We start from the raw sequence: 19,738 nt of genomic DNA, 5'->3' as shown, positions 1-19,738 counted from the left end.
AAAATCTCTAGAAGAGCGTCACACTGATGGGCGCGAGCCCTTCAATGCGGCCGCTCGCCGTGCCTGCGGTCTGCGGGAAAAACATGCCCGTGTAGGAGCCGGTCGTGATCACCATCTCCGGCGTGACCGCCACGCCGCGATGCACCGCGCAGTGGTTCACAAGCCACGGGAGCAACCGGCGCGGATCGCCAGCAGGATTCGCCGCCGCCTCGAGCACCACATCGCGTCCCTCGAAACTGAAGCGCAGCGACGGCGCGACAAACGGAAAGTCGTCACGGTAAGGCGCGAATTCGCCGACTATGAGCGCACCGTTGTTCTGCAGATCGGCGAGTTGCGCCAGCTTGTCGATATTCGGCCACGCGGCGTAGCGGCTCGCGACAATTTCAATCGTTGTGCCGAACGATCCGATACCCGCCAGCACTTCATCTTCGCTGTACGGTTCGCTCGCTGGTTCGAAGCGGCGGCCGAAGCGGAACGCAATCTCCAGTTCGAGCGCGAGCGGCGCAAACACTTCTCGCGGCAACTTCGCGCCGTCGCCATAGACATCACCGGCTGGCAGCGGCGCGCCCTGGATCGGCCCGGTATCCGACTTCGCGCCGATCTTCCAGCCGCCAATCCGCGCTCCCGACGCACGCAGAATCTCGTGCTGGATGGCGTAGGCCGCGTCGGCGTCAGCCGGTATCAGTTCCGGCGGCACGCTGCTGAGCGTCAGGTGGCGTGTGCGCGCATCGGCGAGGCGCTGGCTCAAGGGGGAAATGTCGGTAGGGGTCATCGTTACGTCGTTACGGGTCAAGGTTGAAAACAGCGTGCCGCGTGTGCTCAGACTTTCAAGCTGGGCGCCACATGCGCGCCCGGTGTCGCGCTCATTTCGAATTTGCTTTCCGGCTGCATGCGGAAGGCGAGGACCACGCCGATGCCCATCAGCAGCATGCTGCCGAGAAACGGCAATTCCCAGCTGCCGAAGCGGTCGATCAGAAAGCCGCCGACAACCGGCGAGATGATCGCCGCCAAGGCCGAGCCGGTGTTCATCATGCCGCTAGCGGTGCCGGAGTATTCCGGTGCGATGTCCATCGGAATGGCCCACATCGGTCCGATCGTCATTTCCGCAAAGAAGAAGCCGGCGGACAGGCACGCCATGGAAACATAGAGGTTGTGGGCGAACATCAGCGGCACCAGCACGGCGAGCGTCAACAGCATGCAGACCGACACCATCCAGCTGCGCGCACGTCTCAGGCTTCCGGTGCGCGTGAAGATCTTGTCCGTCACGATGCCGCCGAGCGTATCGCCGAGCACGCCCGCGAAAAACACGGTCGAGGCGAAAAGGGCCGATTTCTGCAGGTCGAGGTGGTAGCTATGGAGGAAGTATTGCGGAATCCAGCTCAGAAAGAGCCACAGGGTCCAGCCGTAGCAGAAGTAGACAATCGTGACCGGCGCCATGCGGCGAAACAGGGCTTTCCACGGGACGTTGGCGGCCTTCGGCTTGGGCTGCGGCAGTACCTCGAGCTCGTCAGCCGTGATGCGCGGATGATCTTTCGGATGCTCCGTAAAAGTGACTGCCCAGACAATCACCCACACCAGGCTGAACACGCCGCAGATGTAGAACGATTCGCGCCAGCCCCAGGTGGCCATCACGAGGACGATTGCGGCCGGCGCCACCGCATTGCCGATGCGCGAGGCCGCGTGCGTAATGCCTTGCGCGAAGCCGCGCTTCTCTTTGGCCACCCAGCGCGCCATCGCGGCTGTCGCCGCCGGAAACGTCGCCCCCTCACCGAAGCCCAGCAACAACCGTGCGGCGAGCAGCGAAGTGAGCCCGCCGGCAAGGCCGGTCAGGATGGTGGCCAGCGCCCAAATTGCGCCGCAGCAGATCAAGGTGCGCTTGGCGCCGAAACGGTCGCTCACCCAGCCGCCGACGATCTGAAACACGAGGTACGGATACGCGAAGGCCGAAAAGACCAGGCCAATCTGAGTATGAGAAAGTTGGAACTCCTTACCGAAGCCGGCTGCTGCGGTACTGACGTTGACGCGGTCAAGGTAGGTAATGAAGTACATGATGCATAGCATCACTAAAACGATACTGCTCGCACTGGTCACGCGGAACCGCTTCATCATCCGTCTCCGTTGCTGGTATCGACCGCGTGCCTCGAACGGCGCGCTGCGTCTTGGATCCCCTAGCGTACGCTGCATGGGGGTAACGTTTTGTGAACCGCTACGCCCCTTTACCACCAGGAGAAGGCTCCCCCACCTTACCCCGGCATACGTCGCCGTTGCTCAGGCGGCGACCTTCAAGCCAGCGCCTTGGGCCTGGGTGGTAAGCCACTCCATCGCCGCCGGTAAGCCGCTTCCAGCAACCGGCACACCCGCTAGTTTCAGGCCCATTTCGCAACCGGCTAGCGTCGCCAGCAGCGTGAGGTCATTGCAGTCGCCCAGGTGGCCGATGCGGAACATGCGGCCTTTCATCTTGCCGAGACCCGTGCCGAGCGACATGTCGAAGCGTTCGTAGATGGTCTTGCGCACGGCGTCGGCGTCGATCCCTTCGGGCATCATCACGCCCGTCAGCACGGGGCTGTAGACGGCGGGGTCAGCACATTGGATCTCGAGGCCCCACGCCCGCACGGCGCGGCGGCTGGCTTCGGCGAGGCGCTCGTGACGCGCGAACACGTTGTCGAGCCCTTCGCCCAGGATCATGTCGAGCGCTTCCGACAAACCGTACAGCAGGTTCGTGTTCGGCGTGTACGGCCAATAGCCGGACTTGTTCATCTCGATGATCTCGGTCCAATCCCAGAAGCTGCGCGGCAGCTTCGCCTGCTTGCTTGCGGCGATGGCCTTCGGCGAGACCGCGTTGAAGCTGATGCCCGGCGGCAGCATCAAGCCCTTTTGCGAGCCGGACACGGTGACGTCCACGCCCCATTCGTCATGGCGGTAGTCGGCGCAGGCCAGACCCGAAATGGTGTCGACCAGCAGCAAGGCCGGGTGACCGGCGGCGTCGATCGCGTGGCGTACGGCGGCGATATCGGAGGTGACGCCCGTCGAGGTCTCGTTGTGGACCACGCAGACTGCCTTGATCGCGTGCTGTGTGTCTTCGCGCAGACGCGCTTCGATCATCTGCGGCTGCACGCCACGACGCCAGCCTTCGATGCCCGGCAGACCGAGGAATTCCGGCTTGAGCCCGAGGCTTTCCGCCATCTTTTTCCACAGCGTCGCGAAGTGGCCCGTCTCAAACATCAATACGTGGTCGCCGGGGCTCAGCGTGTTCGACAGCGCGGCTTCCCACGCGCCGGTGCCCGAAGCCGGGTAGATCACCACCGGCTGCTGGGTCTTGAAGATCTTCTTGATGCCGTCGAGCACCTTCAGGCCGAGCGCGCCGAATTCCGGGCCGCGGTGATCGATGGTCGGATAGCTCATTGCCCGCAGGATGCGGTCCGGTACGGGACTCGGCCCCGGAATCTGCAGAAAGTGACGGCCAGCAGGATGAAAGTCGAGTTTCAGCATGAGTCTTCTCCGTTTGAATTTTGCATGCAAAAAACTATAGCAGCACTTCGATGACCAACCCAAGGCAAAATTGGTGTGTTGATACCCGTGTTTACCCGCTATCTTACCTAATGCATCGGCTTCCTATAAAATCGCCAGAAATGGTATGAGGGCTTTTGTATGCAAAATTCGGATTTTGAAGCGGACACCGCTAGCGCCCCGCTAATGCCGAAGGTTGAGCGGCAGCGGCTACATGACACCGTCGTCGAGCACATTAGGCGCTTTATCGTCGAAGGTGTGCTGGAACCGGGCAAGAAGCTCAATGAGCGCGAGTTGTGCGAGACGCTCGGCATTTCCCGCACGCCGTTGCGTGAAGCGCTGAAGGTGCTCGCGGCGGAAGGGCTGATCGAGATCTGGCCGAACCGCGGGGCATCGGTGTCGAAGATGTCGGAGGCGGAGTTGCGCGAGACCTTCGAATTGATGAGCGGGCTCGAAGCGTTTTCGGGCGAGCTGGCGGCCGAACGGATCACTGCGGTGGAACTGGCAGAAATCAAGGCGCTGCACTACGCGATGCTGGCGTGCCGCGCGCAGAACGATCTGGCGGGGTACTACAGCCGCAATCAGGCGATCCACGACAAGATCAACGAAGCGGCGCGCAATTCGGCTTTGCGGCAGACGTATATTTCGGTGAACCGACGGTTGCAGGCGCTACGGTTTCGGTCGAACTTTCAGATTCCGAAGTGGGACCGGGCGGTTCATGATCACGGTGAAATGCTAGAGGCGCTGGAAGCGCGCGACGGCAAACGCCTGAGCGCAATTTTGCGGCAGCATCTGCTGGACAAGCGCGATGCGGTGCTGCAAGTGCAATCGCGCGAGGATGTGGCGGGGGGGACGTTGAAGGCTTGAGGGGGGCAGTGGCCTACGCGGCTGCCACCACCGGTGCGCGCTTGATCTTCTTCGGAGCGTGCTTGCGTGCCTGCCACAGATCGTAATCCAGTTGCATACCAAGCCACAGATCGGCTCGGCCGCCACGCTCGACCCCGAGCCATTGCTCGATGCGCAACGCCATCTCCGGGGTGATGCCACCCCGTTCGTTGAGCAGACGCGACAACGTCACCCGAGAGATTCCCAGTTGCTCCGCAGCCTCGGTGACCGTCAGGTTAAGCGCGGGTAGCACGTCTTCACGAAGGATTGCCGCAGGATGCGGCGGGTTGAACATATTGGACATAGCTTTAGCCACTATGAAAATCTATTATGGGTATCCGCTTTCGAACTAAATCGCAGCTTCAACGCCGGGCGAACAACCACGCTAATGGTAGTCGCTATAGTCAACGAGGATCGCATTTTCACCTTCAAATGCGAACGTTAGCCTCCAGTTGCCGTTTACCTCTACCGCCCACAGCCCTGACTCGCTCCCCTTGAGGGGGTGCACCCCCCAACCAGGCTGATTCATGTCCTGTGGCGATTTTGATCTGTTTAGCACCATCAACTGACGGCTCAGCCGCGCCCGGTGTGCTGCCTGAATCCCTGCGGCCGAACCCGTTTCAAAGAAGCGTTGCACACCTGTGTGTTTAAAAGATCGGATCATACGTTGTCGGACCTACCGTATGGCTGGATTGTATCATGTATTAATACACCTTACGACACGAAGCGGGTTGCACTTCACCAGAAAGATTTGACCATACAAGAACTCGGGCAACGATCGAAGCCACACAATTTGACAATCCGGAACTTCATTGCACGACTTACCGGCCCTCTGCTCAAAACATCCTGCCCCAATCCGCTCAACCACCCCGCCCCCATATGGTAGAAAGTGAGTTCCGCCGCATGACGTGAAACCACCGAGACCGCCCTATGTCCTCCGTTGTGGCCTTCAAACTCATCCTGCTGTCGCTCGTCGCGATGATCGGGCTGCAACTCCTCGCGAAGCGCCTGCGCTTGCCGCCGGCCGCCGCTCTGCTGATAGGCGGTGCCGCCATGGCCTTCGTGCCGGGCCTGCCCACCGTCATGCTCGATCCCGCACTCGTGCTGATCGTGTTCCTGCCGCCCCTCTTGATGGACGGCGCCTACTTCTCCGTCTGGGCCGAATTCAAACGCAACCTCGGCGGCATCCTGCTGCTGGCGATCGGCGCCGTCGCCTTCACGACGCTGGTGGTCGGCGTAGTCGCGCACCAGGTCGTGCCCGGCTTGCCATGGGGCGCATGCTTCGCGCTCGGCGCGATCGTCTCGCCGCCCGATGCGGTCGCCGCCAAGGCCGTGCTCGAGCGCGTCGCACTGCCGCGCCGGTTGATGGTGCTGCTCGAAGGCGAGAGCCTGTTGAACGACGCGGCTGGCCTCGTACTGTTCCGCTTCGCGGTCGCGGCGGCGTTGACCGGTACCTTCAGCACCGGACATGCGGTGGCAAGCTTCACGATCCTGGCGCTGGGCGGCGTGGCAGTGGGTGCCACGCTCGGCTGTCTGGTCGTGAAACTTCTCCAGTATCTCGATGACGCCTACCTGATGATCACGGCGTCGGTACTGGCCGCGTGGATCAGCTATATCGTCGGCGAAATGCTCGACGTCTCCGGCGTGATTGCCACCGTCAGTTGCGGCATGATGCTCGGCTGGTATCAGCACGAAGTCTTCTCAGCCGCCGTGCGCACGCGTGGCTTAGCCTTCTGGCAGGTCGTCATCTTCCTGATGGAAGCGCTGGTGTTCATTCTGATCGGCTTGTCGCTGCGTGGCGTGATCGTCCGCCTCGGTGGCGTGGGCGATGCGTTGATCGCCTTTGCGCCCGCTGTGGCTGCAGTGCTGGCAGCCGTTCTCGTTTCGCGCTTTGTTTGGGTCTTCAGTGTCGAAGCGTTGAATGGCGCGTTGTGCAAGCTCCTGCGACGCAGCAGCGCCGCGCCCGACTGGCGCTCCGCGACCGTCACGAGTTGGGCCGGCATGCGCGGCGTCGTCACACTTGCGATCGCGCTGTCGTTGCCCGACGCGATGCCTGGCCGCGATCTTATTCTGGTCGCCGCTTTCGCCGTGATTCTGGTAACGGTGCTCGGTCAGGGCACAACCATCGGTCCGCTGATTCGTTGGATACAGCCCGCTCATGCGCCCGAAACAGATAGCCGGATGATGACCGAGCCGCAGGCATGGGCGCGCCTCGAAGCCGCGCAGCTCGCTGCGATCCAGCCGCTCGTGCACGGTCCGGACGGCAGTGTGATTCATCCACGCCTGCTCGAACAATATAGTTACCGCGCACGCATCACAGCAGCCCATCAACTCGAAGCCGCCTACCCGGCCGATCTGCGCAGCGCCCACTATGACGTCGTGTTGGCGGCCGTCGCTGCGGGACGCACGGAGTTGTTGCGGATGCATCGGTCGGGGCAGATCGACGACGAACTGCTCACCATTCTCGAGCATGACCTCGATCTCCAGGAGATTGCTGCGCAGCATGCGCGTGGTTGACGCTGCGCTGGTCGGAATGGGCTCGCGCCATACCTCCCGAAAACCCTCACCGTTGGTGCGCCGGGTGATGCGACTCGTCACACACGACGCACCGTAAACCGTGATCGAAGCGCTGTCGACATGCTTCGCTACACATCATCAAGCCCATACCGGCAATCATGCTCACGATTGCCACGCGCGCAAAGGTGAGACTATTCGGGATCACGATACGTGAGTGTCAACATCATCAGGCCAGTCACCTTTGCGTGAGAAAATCGACTCCCTGGAAATCCTCACCTTTTCTCCGGTTTGCTATGCTGTTCCGTGACCTCTCTGCCGGATCAGCTTGATGAAGTGCAGTATTGGTCAACGACTACATGCAGGTAGCGCCTGTTCTCAACGAGGTCATTCGATGCCAAGCGTCGCTGTTGCGATCTTTCCCGGAGTGCAAGCACTCGATGTCGCAGGACCGGTGGATGTCTTTTCGGAAGCCAACAAGTTTCTTCCGCGCAACGCGCATTACCAGGTGACGCTGCTGAGCGCGGAACCGAACACATTGCGCGCCTCGAATGGCATGGCGCTCGTCGCCGACGATACGTTCGAAGGAACGAGGCGCGCCTTCGATCTCGCGCTGGTGGCCGGCGGCCCCGCCCTGCCGGATAGCGAGCCCGACCCGCGGTTGATAGGCTGGCTCACGAGCGTCGCCGCACGTTGCAAACGCTACGGCTCCATCTGCACCGGCGCGTTCGCGCTTGGCCACGCGGGTCTTCTTGACGAGCGCAGCGTCACGACCCACTGGCAACACGCCGAGCAACTCGCCACGCAGTTTCCGCGCGCACGGGTCGACTTCGACCGTATCTATCTGCGCGACGAGCGGCTCGTCACGTCAGCGGGCGTCACGGCCGGGATCGATCTGTCGCTCGCGCTCGTCGCCGAAGATCATGGGCCGCGCACTGCGCTTGCGGTCGCCAAGCGCCTCGTCGTGTTTGCCCAGCGCCAGGGCGGTCAGTCCCAGTTCAGCCCGTATCTGACGGCGCCTGCGGACGAGACGTCGGCGGTGGCGAAGGTGCAGGCGCATGTGATGGAACATATCGGCGAGCGCTTCACGGTGAAGCAACTCGCGGACGTCGCCGCCATGAGCGCGCGCAATTTCGCCCGGGTCTTCGTGGAGGAAACCGGCGTCACGCCGCACGAGTTCGTCGAGCGCGCGCGGGTGGACGCGGCGCGCAAACTGCTCGAGAGCAGTGCCGCCGCGCTCAAGGCGATCGCCTACGACTGCGGGTTTGGCACCGCCGACCGCATGCGCATCGTATTTGTGCGGCGCATCGGCGCGACGCCGGTGCAGTACCGGGAGCGCTTCCGCTCGGCGTGAGGGGCGCGCCGCTGCAGACTTGGCGCGCATAGTGAGAAAATGCGAAGTCTTCTCTGCCCTCCCGAGGACTCTCGTGACCCCACACACCACTCGCGCCATCGTTAGCGGCCATACGCGCGGCCTCGGCGCCGCGCTCGCGGAACAACTGCTGTCGCGCAACATTGCCGTGCTGGCGCTCTCGCGTTCGCGCAACGCCGCCCTCGCTCAGCGTTATCCTCAGACATTCGAAGAAGTCGAGCTGGATCTCGCCAATCCGGAGCGCGTCGCACAATGGCTCGCGGGCGACGCATTGAGCCGCTTCGTCGACGGTGCGCATAGCGTGCTGCTGTTCAATAACGCAGGCACGGTGCAACCGATCGGGTCGCTCGAAACCCAGGACGCAGCCGACATTGCCAGCGCCATCGGCCTCAATGTAGCGACGCCACTGATGCTGGCGAGCGCCGTGGCGACTGCCAGCGTCAACGCGAGCGACCGCCGGATCGTGCACATCTCGAGCGGCGCGGGCCGCACCGCCTATCCCGGTTGGAGCATCTATTGCGCAACCAAGGCCGCGCTCGATCACCATGCGCGCACTGTCGTCCTCGACACCAATCGCGCGCTGCGGATCTGCAGCGTGGCGCCGGGCGTGATCGACACCGGCATGCAGGCGGAGATTCGCGGCAGCGGCGAAGAGAAATTCCCCTTGCGCGAAAAGTTTGAAGAACTCAAGCGCAGCGGGCAACTGGTTTCGCCTGAGCAGTGTGCTACCCAGTTGATCAACTTCGCATTGAGCGATGCCTTCGGAGAGACGCCCATCGCGGATATCCGCGAGGTAATAGTGAGGTAACCGTGAGTTGACGCGGCGCGTGCTGACTCACCTAAGCTCAGCTGCGTTCGACTCCCGAATATCCTCACCTATCATGAGCCCGTACCTGGGCTCAGGTCTTGCACGAGAGGTTTGCACGACCCTCGGCGGCACTGATATCGCCGCGTCTCGCCGTGCGGTATTCATGCACAAAACCCGGTCCTGTGTGCCATTTGCGCGGAACCGGTTATCGCAGCGTCAAGAAAGTGCCCTGCGTTTCGCCGTCATGAAGCCATGGATTTCGCCGGCACATTCCGCAACATTTCCCCATGCTTTTCGTACTCCCGAAAGTCCTCACCTTTACCTGAGCGACACGCGCGACGTCCCCATCCGTGGCGCGATTTGATGCATTCGTTTTCAAGATAAAGCGTGTCACATAGGAGGACGGCCATGCACAGGTTGACGGACGCTGGAGCCGCTCGTAGAGTCCAAGAAACCCAAAAAACATCGCACCGTCGAGACCCTGATCGAATCGCGCGGATTCCGAAAGATGACTTGCCTGTCATCCAAGGATGCCGCTCATGAAGCGCACGAAAGGAGGCACCGTGAACAGCCACACCAAGAAACCGTTGCGTAGCCAGGCCTGGTTCGGCAAAGCCGACAAGGATGGTTTCATTCATCGCTCCTGGATGAAAAACCAGGGACTGCCACATCATTTGTTCGACGGCCGGCCGGTGATCGGCATCTGCAATACGTGGTCGGAACTCACGCCGTGTAACGCCCATTTCCGCGAACTGGCCGAATACGTCAAGAAGGGCGTATACGAAGCAGGTGGCTTTCCGGTGGAGTTCCCGGTCATGTCGCTAGGCGAATCGAATCTGCGGCCCACTGCCATGCTGTTTCGCAATCTGGCGTCGATGGACGTCGAGGAGTCGATTCGTGGCAATCCGATCGACGGCGTTATCCTCCTATGCGGCTGCGACAAAACCACGCCTGCGCTCCTGATGGGCGCCGCGTCATGCAATCTGCCGACGCTCGCTGTCTCGGGCGGCCCGATGCTGAACGGCCGCTATCGAGGCCAAACGCTCGGCTCGGGTACCGGCGTATGGCAAATGTCCGAGCAGGTACGCGCCGGCACCATGGACATGGAGCAATTCGTCGAGGCGGAAAGCTGCATGAACCGCTCGCGCGGCCATTGCATGACCATGGGCACGGCCTCGACGATGGCCAGCATGGTCGAGGCACTCGGCATGGGACTGCCGCACAATGCCGCGATTCCCGCGGTCGATGCGCGCCGCCAGGTCCTCGCGCACATGGCAGGACGCCGCATCGTGGAGATGGTCAACGAAGACCTCACGATGGACAAGATCCTGACCCGTGCCGCCTTCGAAAACGCGATCCGCGCCAACGCAGCGATTGGCGGCTCGACAAATGCCGTGGTGCATCTGCTGGCGATTGCCGGACGGATCGGCGTCGACCTGAAGCTGGAAGACTGGGAACGCGGCTCCGAGGTACCGTGTCTCGTGAACTTGCAGCCATCAGGCGAATTCCTGATGGAAGATTTCTATTACGCGGGTGGCTTGCCCGCGGTGCTGCGCGAACTCGGCGAGGCGCAGTTGCTCCATCGCGATGCGTTGACCGTCAATGGCCGCCCGATCTGGGACAACGTCAGCCGTGCCGAATGCTTCGACCGCAAGGTCATTTTCCCGATCGAGACACCGTTCAAGGCCAAAGCCGGCATCGCCGTGCTGAAGGGCAATCTGGCGCCGGATGGCGCCGTCATCAAACCCTCGGCAGCAACGGCGGCGCTTCTGCAGCACCGGGGCCGCGCAGTCGTGTTCGAGAGTATCGAAGACCTGCATGCGCGGATCAATGACGACAACCTCGATATCGACGCCAACTGCGTAATGGTGCTCAAAGGTGCTGGACCGAAGGGCTACCCCGGCTTTGCGGAGGTCGGCAACATGCCCTTACCGCCCAAGGTATTGAAGCAGGGCATTACCGACATGGTCCGCATCTCCGATGGCCGCATGAGCGGCACGGCCTACGGCGCGGTCGTCCTGCACGTGGCCCCGGAAGCGGCCGCCGGCGGCACGCTGGCGCTCGTGCAGGATGGCGACATGATCGAACTCGACGTGGCGGGACGGCGCCTTCATCTCGATGTCGACGATGCGGAACTGGCGCGCCGCCGCGCTGCATGGCAAGCCCCAGCCACACCGCAGCGCGGCTGGTACAAGCTTTATGTGCAGAGCGTGCAGCAAGCTAATCTGGGCGCCGATCTGGAATTCCTCGTCGGCTCCAGCGGCGCGGCGGTGCCGCGCGATTCTCATTGAGCGCGTTTGGCGCTGGAAACTGACGCAGGAGATGAAAGTGGCAACCATGAACGAGTCAAACACAAGTCCACCTGACATCGCAGGGATCTATCCGATCCTCTACGCGTTCTTCGATCGCAACAACCAACTCGATCGGGAAGCGATGCGCAGACAGATGCAGGCCGTGGTGCGGGCGAATGCGCCCGGCGTGGCAATGCTGGGTCTGGCGACTGAAGTCAACAAGCTCTCGCGCGCGGAACGCGAGCAGGTCATCCAATGGGCGCGCGAGGATAGCGGTGGGGCATTGCCGCTCGCGGTCACCATCAGCGGCACGACCGTCGAGGCTCAACGCGATCTCGCCCGCTTCGCGGTGGAACAAGGCGCAAGCTGGCTGATCCTGCAGCCGCCCGCGCTAGCTATGGGCAGCGCGCCTCAGCCAGAAAAGTTCTACTTCGACTTCTTCGCCGCCGTGATGGCGGGGTTCGACGTGCCCATGGGCATTCAGAACGCCCCCGAATATCTCGGCGTGGGTCTTTCCCCCGAAAGCCTGGAGCGGCTCGCCGCACAGTGTCCGAATTTCCGAGTGCTCAAAGGAGAGGGGCCGTCCATCGTCCTCGCGGAAACCGTCGCGCGCATCGGTCATCTGATGCCGGTACTGAACGGGCGCGGCGGCCTCGAGCTAATCGACAATTTGCGCGCCGGTTGCTCCGGCATGATCGTGGCGCCAGACTGTTTCGACTGGCAGCAACGCATCTATCGGGCTTTCACGAGCGGCGACATCGCGCAAGCGGAGGCGCTCTACCGGGACGTATTGCCGGCTATCGTGTTCGTGATGCAGTCGCTCGATACGCTGATCTGCTATGGCAAGCGTATCGCCGCGTGGCGCATGGGTTTCGAGGTAGTGCATGACCGCGATGCGAAGTTATTGCCGAGCCGCTTTGGGCTCGATGCGGCTCGACGGTTTGCTGAGGTGCTGGGACCGTTGCCGTGAGCGGGCCGGCATGGCACGACGTCTCTGCGCGACTGATGCTCCCGAAAAGACTCACCTTCAGTAAATGCAGCGGGACACATGGGCGATCCAACCTCACGGCGCCCACGCCTTTGTTGCCCGCCGCCTGGTGCAGTTGGTGCGGCTCACTGCGCCGCGTTCTGCTGGTGCGACGGCTTGGCAGGGCGCCCCGTTTTGACCGTTTCGACCGCCGCGATCGCATCGAGCAACTGGGCAAGCGGCGCCGCTTCGAGGAGTAGCAGACCGGCTCGAAGCAACTCGCTCTTTTTCACAGCCACGCCCGCGCTCAGGCATTTCTGCTTCAACTCCCCGAGCTTCTCGTAGTCGGTTTTCGGCATGGTGAAGCTGTCGCGGACCACCTTCTCCTTCTTCACGCGCTTCGGTTTTTGCTCGGCGGCCACGCTTACCGGCTCGGTTTTAACAGGGCTGCCACGCTTTGCACGCGTTGTGTTCGGCTTGGCCGCCCTGGCCGTCACCGCCGCCTTCTTCGGCCCCTCAGCCGGCGCGACGGCCTCTGCACTGCCGTTCGAGCGAGCGGGCGATGGAACGGCTTTCTTTGCTGGCTTTCTGGTGCTGGGTGCGGCCATGGTCATCATCTCCGTGTGGGAAATACTGAAAACAGTATATATCGTTTGTCCCGTTTTCTACGTTGCCTGGTGGGCCAAGGGCGAACGGGAGAGTTGTCCACAGATTCTGTTTGCAAGGGTGTGAATAACTTGCGGGCAACTGAGCCAAGTGGTTGAAGCGCTTGAAGTTACAACGTGGGAGTCAGGCGTGTGCAGACTTCGACCCGCTCGCCCGCGAACACTGGACGGCCCGGTTGAGGAGGTGATGCGCGAGCGCAGAAGGACCCTCACCTACGATCGACAAAAGGTGAATGCAATGCGTGCTCGTGATCGCACCTTTTGGTCATCACGCGCAGCTCCCGAATAACCTCACCTTTGCAGCACGTCGCTCGTTATTCTGCATTCCTAGGTAAGGCATCCTGTACGTGACACGATAGCTGCCGAGCCTGATCGACACTTTGCTTCGGGTTGTTTTGACGTCCGCTCCTGCTCCCGAATATTCTCACCCTTCGTCGATCTGGCGTGACGTAATGAGCCTGTTGTGCATCTCAGAATTGCAATGAACAGCATCGCGTTTGCGGCGCTCCGTATCGCGCTTTTTGATGCGTTTAACCATTGTTTGCAGTTCGTTCGTGGTTAACCCAGCCGTTAAATCACAAAGACGTAACGCCACACACGTCTCGTTACAAACCGAGAGAGCTTGTCATATGCGCCCTTTCTAGAATGCGCATGTGCCTCCGCAACTCATGGCGGTCCATACCCATTCGGAGTTGTCCTGATGACGTTCCTACAATCACAATCGCTCGAACACCACTCGCTCTCGTCACGCAAACGCACATCGCATTCACGCACTGTCTTGCGTAGGATCGTCGCTGCTGCTGCCCTCGTCGCAGCAGCACCGGCAGCCTTCGCGCAAGTCGTGCTCGTGCCTACTCCCGGGCCTGTTTATGAGCAGGTGCCGCCGCCCCGCGCTGGACATATGTGGCATCACGGCTATTGGGCGTGGACGCACGGCCGCTATGTCTGGGTGCCCGGCGACTGGGTAGTTCAGGGGCCGGTTGTCTACGGCGCCAATCCGGCTGAGGTACAACCTGCGCCTGAACCTGCTCCTGAAGCGCCGCCGCCGCGCGTCGAGCGTCTGTCAGCAGACGCGCTGTTTCCCTTTGATCGCGGAGACATCAACGACATCCGTCCTGCAGGGCTGTCGGACCTCGCACAAATCGCAGCACGCCTGCGCGCCAGTCCGTTCGGCCACGTCGAGGTGCGCGGCTATACCGATCGCCTCGGGTCTGACGGCTATAACCTGGATCTGTCTAGACGCCGGGCTGAGGCAGTGAAGGCCGTGCTGGTCCAGCAAGGCGTGCCGGCAGAAAAGATCCGTGCCGAAGGGCTCGGCAGCCAGGATCCGGTGACGCAATGCGGAAGCATGGACAACACGGACCTGGTCCGCTGCCTTCAACCGGATCGTCGTGTGGAGATCGTGACGTACGTGCGCGGCTAGTGACGCCGCCGCCGATCGCCGGTTAATAAAAAATCTTGACCTAATATAACTACATATCTAGCTTTATAGATATGAGAAACTTGTATGCCAACCGTATTCCCGCAGACTGGGAGCAATTCGCCGCCGTCTTCTCGGCACTGGGCGACAGCTACCGGCAGCGCATTCTGCTGTTCTTCGAACCGGGCGAGCGGCTGACGATCAAGCAGATCGCCGACGTGCTTCCGCTCAGCCGCACCGCCGTGCTGCATCACCTTCGCGTGCTGCAGTCGGCGGGTTTGCTGGAGAGTAGCAAGGAGGGCCGCGAAGTCTTTCTCACAGTCAACAAAGCGCTGTTGCTGGAGGCGCTGACAAGCACCGCCCGCTACGCGGAGGAAGCAGTATGACGAATCATCGACGCAATATCCGCATCTGCGGCACCGGGGTGGCAGTACCGGAACAGGTGTTGACGAGCGATGAAATCGACCAGCGCTTCGGGCTGCCGGCCGGTACGGTCTTCAAGCGATACGGTGTGCGCACGCGTCATCGCACGGTGCACGAAAACTCGGCTTCGCTTGCCTTGGCGGCATGCGCAGCGGCCCTCCTGCAGGCGGATCTCCGCTGGAGCGACATTGATTGCTTAGTCTCTGCGTCCGCTACGATGGATCAGGCGTTGCCCTACAACGCAGCCATGATTCTGGCCGCGCGCGGCGGCGATACCAAGCGGATTACCGCCTTCGACGTCGGCGCGAGCTGCCTGTCGTTTCTGGTGGCACTCGACACGCTGAGCTATCTGGTCGAAAGCGGTCGGTATCGGAACGTGCTGATCGTCTCCGCGGATATCGCCACGTTCTCGCTCGACTGGTCGACACTCGGCGAATCGGCGATTTTCGGCGACGGCGCCGCGGCCGCGGTGATCCGCCAGGCCGCGCCCGGCGAAACCTCGTCCATCCTGGCCTCACGCATCGAAACCTATCCCGAGGGCGCGGCGTATTGCCATATCAAGGCGGGTGGGTCGCGCTACCATCCTCGGCGGCTGAGTGACAGCATCGATCCGCTCGCGCTGTTCCATATGGACGGGCCGCGCCTCTTCAAGACGGTGTCGCGTGAGATGCCACGCTTCGTCGAAGGGCTGCTCGACGGCGCTGCCCTGACCCTCGATCAACTGCGCCTCGTCGTGCCACATCAGGCTAGCCGCCTCGCGCTCGATCATCTCGCCAAGCGGCTGCGCGTCGAAGCGGAGCGCACAGTCGACATCCTCGCGGACTTCGGCAACCAGGTCGCGGCGTCGCTGCCGTCCGCGCTGCATCACGCGATTGCAGGCGGACGGGTCCAGCGCGGCGACCCCATCATGCTCATCGGCTCCGGCGCAGGCCTGACGCTCGGTGGCATGGTGATGGTCTACTGACATGCGCCTGCACGCTGATAGCTGGCTCTGCAGCGCCCGCCCACTGCATTGCACGGTCGCGAAGTTATGCCATGACGCGTAACGTCCTCATCCTGGGCGGGCGTGCGCCTGCGGCGCTCGATCACGCACGCCGCTTTGCGCATCAGGGCTGGACAGTGTGGGTGGCCGACAGTATTCCCTGCCAGATCAGCGGCGCATCGCGCGCGGTGAGCGCGACGCTGCGGGTCGCGTCGCCGCGTCATGAGCCAGCACGGTTCGTGGACGACTTGCGGCGCGCTTCATTGACACATGGCATCGACCTGATCGTGCCCACCTGCGAGGAGGTGTTTTTCATCTCGCGTTATCGCGACCGGCTGCCGACGCATGTGCGAGTCGTCGCCGACCACTTCAATAAAATGCGCGACGTGCACAGCAAGTGGCGCTTTCTTTCGCTGGCCCGGGACTGTGGCGTCGAAGTGCCGGACTCGGCACGCGTTGCCTCGCTCGACGAGGCACGCGATTGGGCCGGTACAAGACCCGTTGTGCTTAAACCAGAGTACTCGCGGTTTGGCGTCCACGTGCGGATTTATCGTCACGGTATTCCTGATGCCGCGCCGCCTCTCGCGCCGCTCGGCCACTGGGTGGTGCAGGCGTTCGCCGAGGGCCGCGAATTCTGCTCGTACAGCGTGGCAGATCGCGGCCGTCTGGTGGCCCATAGCGTCTATCGCCCTGGCTGGAGAATGTCGACGAGTTCGAGCTTCTACTTCGAAGGGATGCGCATCGAAGCGATTCGCCGCTTTGTCGAAAACTTCGCGCGCAAGCTCGACTTTACCGGCCAGTTGTCGTTCGACTGGATCCAGCATGCGGACGGACGGGTAAGCGTGCTCGAATGTAATCCGCGTGCGACCAGCGGCTGCCATCTCTTCACGCTTGACGACCCACTGCCTGATGCGCTTAACGGCACACTCGATGGCGCGCTTCACGGCGCACCCGGCGACGCGCCGGTATCGCCCATCGAACCGTCCTCAAACGCTCCGCGGATGGTAAGCGCAGTGATGCTGAGCGCAGGCCTGATCGACGCGCTGAGGCGCGGCGAACTGCGCCGCTGGGCACACGACTATCGCCGCGCCTTCGATGTGATCGGCACGCCGGGTGACCGCGGTCCGATTGCCGGTGCGATTCGCGATCTGGCGTCATATGCGCGGCTCGCGCTTGCGCAGCGTTGCAATATGCGCGAGGCGGCGACGCAGGATATCGAGTGGGACGGCCAGGAGTTGCCCGAAGCATGACCACTTGCCTGTACGTGCCGCACGCGTGTTTCGCCGATAAGGCCGCAGCTTTCAGCACGCTGCATGCGGGTGTGGCGACGCGCGGCTTCGTCTCGAACATCGACGCGCGCGTGGAGACCATCGACGCCGGGGGCCTGACGCTGCCCGTTACCGTCAACGATGCCATGCCGGGAAACGCATGGGTGTGCTCGCCGTTGACGACCTACAGCCGCTACGCGCTCGAAGAGACTCGCCGCGTCGCACCGCGCGTGCTCGCCGCGCCGCTAGGCGGCATGATCGGCTTGGCCGACCGGTGGCTGCGCCGGGGCGAGCTGGACAGTGCGGTGTCGCTGAACAACTGGCTGCTCAGCACGAACCTGTATCCCGCAGCCGACGGCATCGATTTCGGCACGCTCATCGCATCGTGCGTGGCGTGCTGGCCGCGCCACGCGTTCTGGTTCCGCTCGCTCAACTTCGCGCAACATGCGGACTGGTTGCAGGCGTTGATGGCGGTCGGCTTCGAGCTGATCCCCACCCGGCAGGTCTATCTCTTTCGCGATGTAAAGCAAAGCATAACGAAGCATCAGAACCTGCGCCGCGATCTGCAGTTGCTACGTACCACGCCGTTGACGCCGGTCGCCCACGACGCATTCACGGACGCGGATTTTGTGCGCAGTGAAGCGCTCTATGCGCAGCTTTACCTCGACAAATACTCGCGACTCAACCCAAGCTATACGCCGGCGTTTCTGAAGGCGTGGCACCGCGCGGGACTGCTCGAGTTCGCCGGTTTCAGGGACGACACCGGAGAACTGCGCGCGGTGGTCGGCATGTTCGGACAGGGGTCGTTGCTGAGCGCGCCGATCGTCGGCTACGACACGAGCTGGCCGCCATCAGCCGGCCTGTATCGTCTGCTGATGGCCCATGTGCTCAAGACAACGCTCGAACGCGACGCGATACTCAACCTGAGCGCGGGTGCGGCGCACTTCAAACGACTCAGGGGCGGCGAGCCGGCCATCGAGTACAGCGCGGTATTCAGCCGGCACCTGCCGATAGCGACGCGCCGCACGCTGCGCGGCTTGCAGATGCTGACGACAAAACTCGGCGTACCGATCATGAGGCGCTTTCAACTATGAACGCATGGAACCCGGCGCTGTATCGAAGCTGGTTTGTCGTCGCCGAATCAAGACAGCTGAAGTCGAAGCCGTTGAGCGTCACGCTGCTCGATCGGCCGCTTGTACTCGCGCGCTTGCAGTCAGGTGAACTCCTTGCACTCGACGACTGTTGCCCGCACCGGCATGCGCCGCTGTCGGCAGGACGCATCACACCCGCAGGACTGCAGTGCGGCTATCACGGTTGGACCTTCGGCGCGGACGGACGCTGCACCGCGCTGCCCGGTCTCGCGGCACACGCTTGCAAACCGGTAGTTCAAGTCGGCTCGGTCGCCGTGATGGAGCACGACGGGCTCATCTGGGTCAAACCTGACGCGTCGGGTAGCGCCTCCTCGCAGGACTTGCCCGACTTTCTGCGCAGGTTGCCGGAGGGAAGCCGCCGCTTTACCTGGAGCACGACGTGGAAAGCTCACGCGGTCGACGCGCTGGAGAATTTTCTCGATCCGCTCCACACGCATTTCGTCCATCCCGGGCTCGTGCGCCGCGAAGGCAATCGCCAGATCGTCAGTGCGACCATCACGCGCTCGACAGGCGTGCTGCAAGTGGACTATCAGGGACAGCCGCAGCAAAGCGGCTGGTTGTATCGCTTATTCGAGTCGCCGCGTGAGCTTGAACGCGCGCATTTTGCTGCCGCGGCGGCGGGCTCGGCCCAGCTCGAATACCGCTATCGGGACGGCAGCGCGTTGTACTTTACGATCCATTTCAGCCCCATCAGCGAAGCGCTAACGCAGGTACACGGCAGCTTGCACGTTGAAAATCGCTGGGCGCCTGAATGGGCTGTGCGGATGTTGGCATGGCCGTTCCTGCGTCGGGTGGCGCAGCAGGATCAGGAGATCGTGGAGACGCAAGCCGCGAACAAGACACGCTTTCGTCGCGATGCGGGTGTGTCGACCGAGCTCGATCTGGTGCGGCCCAGCCTCGATGAAGTGTGGGCCTTGCGCTCGGGGCCGCTCATGGAGCAAAGCCGGCGTGTCGACATCATGCTTTGACAGCGGGTCTGGCAAGTACCAGGCGTGCTAGTCAGAAACAGACTCCTGGAAATCCTCACCATTCTGCGTCCGGTCGCTGCATCTATGGTGTCGCGGAACTCCTGGAAACGCTCACCTCGCGGATGCCAGATCCTGGAAGTCCTCACTATCCCGAATCCTCTCACCTTTGCGAGCTATGGCCGCGCGACACCAGACTCCCTTCTAATTTCTCTCACGGCCATCCGGCATGCCGCGCTTCATAAAAACATCGATGCCATCGGTCCGCGACGAGGCGAACGCCCTGGCCACCACGAAGCCGACAACGCTCAAAACAATCACTACAGCCGGAATCTCAAGCAAAGTCATATCCATGAGAAAACTCCACATAGTCTGGGAGTCGCCACGAGAAAACGAAAACCATACCGCCCGTGGCGACTCAGTTCACATCTACCAGCATAGGCAGATGGAACTGGTGCGCCAAACGAGCATTGTTCATCGGTATGTGAGAAATATTGCGATAGCGCCGAATCAGCGCCAC

At 62.2% G+C, this 19,738-nt stretch carries 20 protein-coding genes; 13 read left to right on the top strand and 7 right to left on the bottom strand.

Features of this window, described 5'->3' with window-relative positions; all coding sequences use genetic code 11:
• Window positions 1–7 precede the first annotated feature (7 nt).
• From P3T40_RS26655 to P3T40_RS26645, 3 genes are all read right to left on the bottom strand, one after another.
• Entirely contained in the window at window positions 8–772 is a 765-nt protein-coding gene (locus P3T40_RS26655; RefSeq protein WP_429270700.1) for a 2-keto-4-pentenoate hydratase, read from the bottom strand.
• 47 nt (window positions 773–819) lie between these two features.
• On the bottom strand, window positions 820–2,106 hold the full coding sequence (locus tag P3T40_RS26650) for an MFS transporter (RefSeq protein WP_429270699.1): 1,287 nt from the start codon (window positions 2,104–2,106) through the stop codon (window positions 820–822).
• A gap of 162 nt (window positions 2,107–2,268) precedes the next feature.
• Window positions 2,269–3,489, bottom strand: coding sequence for a pyridoxal-phosphate-dependent aminotransferase family protein (locus P3T40_RS26645; RefSeq protein ID WP_429270698.1), 1,221 nt, complete (start codon window positions 3,487–3,489; stop codon window positions 2,269–2,271).
• Between the two features lie 159 nt (window positions 3,490–3,648).
• Here P3T40_RS26645 and P3T40_RS26640 point away from each other — a divergent pair, with 159 nt between their 5' ends.
• Window positions 3,649–4,374: a GntR family transcriptional regulator gene (locus P3T40_RS26640; protein WP_429270697.1), complete on the top strand. Its 726-nt coding sequence runs from the start codon at window positions 3,649–3,651 to the stop codon at window positions 4,372–4,374.
• Window positions 4,375–4,387: 13 nt separating this feature from the next.
• Here P3T40_RS26640 and P3T40_RS26635 read toward each other — a convergent pair whose 3' ends face one another.
• Together P3T40_RS26635 and P3T40_RS26630 are read right to left on the bottom strand one after the other, a co-directional pair.
• Window positions 4,388–4,696, bottom strand: a complete 309-nt coding sequence (locus tag P3T40_RS26635) for a HigA family addiction module antitoxin (RefSeq protein ID WP_429270696.1) — start codon at window positions 4,694–4,696, stop codon at window positions 4,388–4,390.
• 81 nt (window positions 4,697–4,777) lie between these two features.
• The gene (locus P3T40_RS26630) at window positions 4,778–5,056 is read right to left on the bottom strand and encodes a type II toxin-antitoxin system RelE/ParE family toxin (protein WP_429270695.1); all 279 of its coding nucleotides are present in this window, start codon (window positions 5,054–5,056) and stop codon (window positions 4,778–4,780) included.
• A 266-nt stretch (window positions 5,057–5,322) separates the two neighbouring features.
• Between P3T40_RS26630 and P3T40_RS26625 the strand changes: the two genes are divergently transcribed.
• The 5 genes from P3T40_RS26625 to P3T40_RS26605 all read left to right on the top strand — a co-directional run bounded on the left by P3T40_RS26625 (window position 5,323) and on the right by P3T40_RS26605 (window position 12,347).
• Window positions 5,323–6,909, top strand: coding sequence for a Na+/H+ antiporter (locus P3T40_RS26625; protein ID WP_429270694.1), 1,587 nt, complete (start codon window positions 5,323–5,325; stop codon window positions 6,907–6,909).
• Window positions 6,910–7,300: 391 nt separating this feature from the next.
• The gene (locus P3T40_RS26620; RefSeq protein WP_429270693.1) at window positions 7,301–8,260 is read left to right on the top strand and encodes a GlxA family transcriptional regulator; all 960 of its coding nucleotides are present in this window, start codon (window positions 7,301–7,303) and stop codon (window positions 8,258–8,260) included.
• A gap of 73 nt (window positions 8,261–8,333) precedes the next feature.
• Entirely contained in the window at window positions 8,334–9,086 is a 753-nt protein-coding gene (locus P3T40_RS26615; RefSeq protein ID WP_429270692.1) for an SDR family oxidoreductase, read from the top strand.
• Between the two features lie 539 nt (window positions 9,087–9,625).
• The gene (locus tag P3T40_RS26610; RefSeq protein ID WP_429270691.1) at window positions 9,626–11,377 is read left to right on the top strand and encodes an IlvD/Edd family dehydratase; all 1,752 of its coding nucleotides are present in this window, start codon (window positions 9,626–9,628) and stop codon (window positions 11,375–11,377) included.
• Between the two features lie 46 nt (window positions 11,378–11,423).
• A complete protein-coding gene (locus P3T40_RS26605) occupies window positions 11,424–12,347 on the top strand; it encodes a dihydrodipicolinate synthase family protein (protein ID WP_429270690.1) in 924 nt (307 codons plus the stop codon).
• Between the two features lie 143 nt (window positions 12,348–12,490).
• Here P3T40_RS26605 and P3T40_RS26600 read toward each other — a convergent pair whose 3' ends face one another.
• A complete protein-coding gene (locus P3T40_RS26600; RefSeq protein ID WP_429270689.1) occupies window positions 12,491–12,703 on the bottom strand; it encodes a hypothetical protein in 213 nt (70 codons plus the stop codon).
• Between P3T40_RS26600 and P3T40_RS26595 the strand changes: the two genes are divergently transcribed.
• The 7 genes from P3T40_RS26595 (at window position 12,702) to P3T40_RS26565 (ending at window position 19,221) form a co-directional block, all read left to right on the top strand.
• A complete protein-coding gene (locus P3T40_RS26595) occupies window positions 12,702–13,076 on the top strand; it encodes a hypothetical protein (RefSeq protein ID WP_429270688.1) in 375 nt (124 codons plus the stop codon). The genes P3T40_RS26600 and P3T40_RS26595 overlap by 2 nt on opposite strands.
• 633 nt (window positions 13,077–13,709) lie before the next feature.
• Window positions 13,710–14,432 carry an OmpA family protein gene (locus P3T40_RS26590; RefSeq protein WP_429270687.1) on the top strand — a complete coding sequence of 241 codons (723 nt, stop codon included), beginning with the start codon at window positions 13,710–13,712 and terminating at the stop codon, window positions 14,430–14,432.
• 71 nt (window positions 14,433–14,503) lie between these two features.
• Window positions 14,504–14,815 carry an ArsR/SmtB family transcription factor gene (locus tag P3T40_RS26585; protein WP_429270686.1) on the top strand — a complete coding sequence of 104 codons (312 nt, stop codon included), beginning with the start codon at window positions 14,504–14,506 and terminating at the stop codon, window positions 14,813–14,815.
• Window positions 14,812–15,816: a 3-oxoacyl-[acyl-carrier-protein] synthase III C-terminal domain-containing protein gene (locus P3T40_RS26580; protein WP_429270685.1), complete on the top strand. Its 1,005-nt coding sequence runs from the start codon at window positions 14,812–14,814 to the stop codon at window positions 15,814–15,816. Before P3T40_RS26585 ends, P3T40_RS26580 begins: the two co-directional genes overlap by 4 nt.
• Window positions 15,817–15,887: 71 nt before the next feature.
• The gene (locus P3T40_RS26575) at window positions 15,888–17,084 is read left to right on the top strand and encodes an ATP-grasp domain-containing protein (protein WP_429270684.1); all 1,197 of its coding nucleotides are present in this window, start codon (window positions 15,888–15,890) and stop codon (window positions 17,082–17,084) included.
• Complete coding sequence (locus P3T40_RS26570) at window positions 17,081–18,196, top strand: hypothetical protein (RefSeq protein ID WP_429270683.1); 1,116 nt, start codon at window positions 17,081–17,083, stop codon at window positions 18,194–18,196. Before P3T40_RS26575 ends, P3T40_RS26570 begins: the two co-directional genes overlap by 4 nt.
• Window positions 18,193–19,221, top strand: a complete 1,029-nt coding sequence (locus tag P3T40_RS26565; protein ID WP_429270682.1) for a Rieske 2Fe-2S domain-containing protein — start codon at window positions 18,193–18,195, stop codon at window positions 19,219–19,221. The genes P3T40_RS26570 and P3T40_RS26565 overlap by 4 nt, the downstream gene beginning before the upstream one ends.
• Before the next feature lie 201 nt (window positions 19,222–19,422).
• On the opposite strand, the gene P3T40_RS26560 is transcribed toward P3T40_RS26565, so the two are convergent.
• A complete protein-coding gene (locus tag P3T40_RS26560; RefSeq protein ID WP_429270681.1) occupies window positions 19,423–19,572 on the bottom strand; it encodes a hypothetical protein in 150 nt (49 codons plus the stop codon).
• Window positions 19,573–19,738 lie beyond the last annotated feature (166 nt).

Origin of the sequence: Paraburkholderia sp. EB58 (genome assembly GCF_050436665.1) — a bacterium.
GTDB lineage: Bacteria > Pseudomonadota > Gammaproteobacteria > Burkholderiales > Burkholderiaceae > Paraburkholderia.
This window is presented reverse-complemented; position numbering and strand designations above follow the sequence as displayed.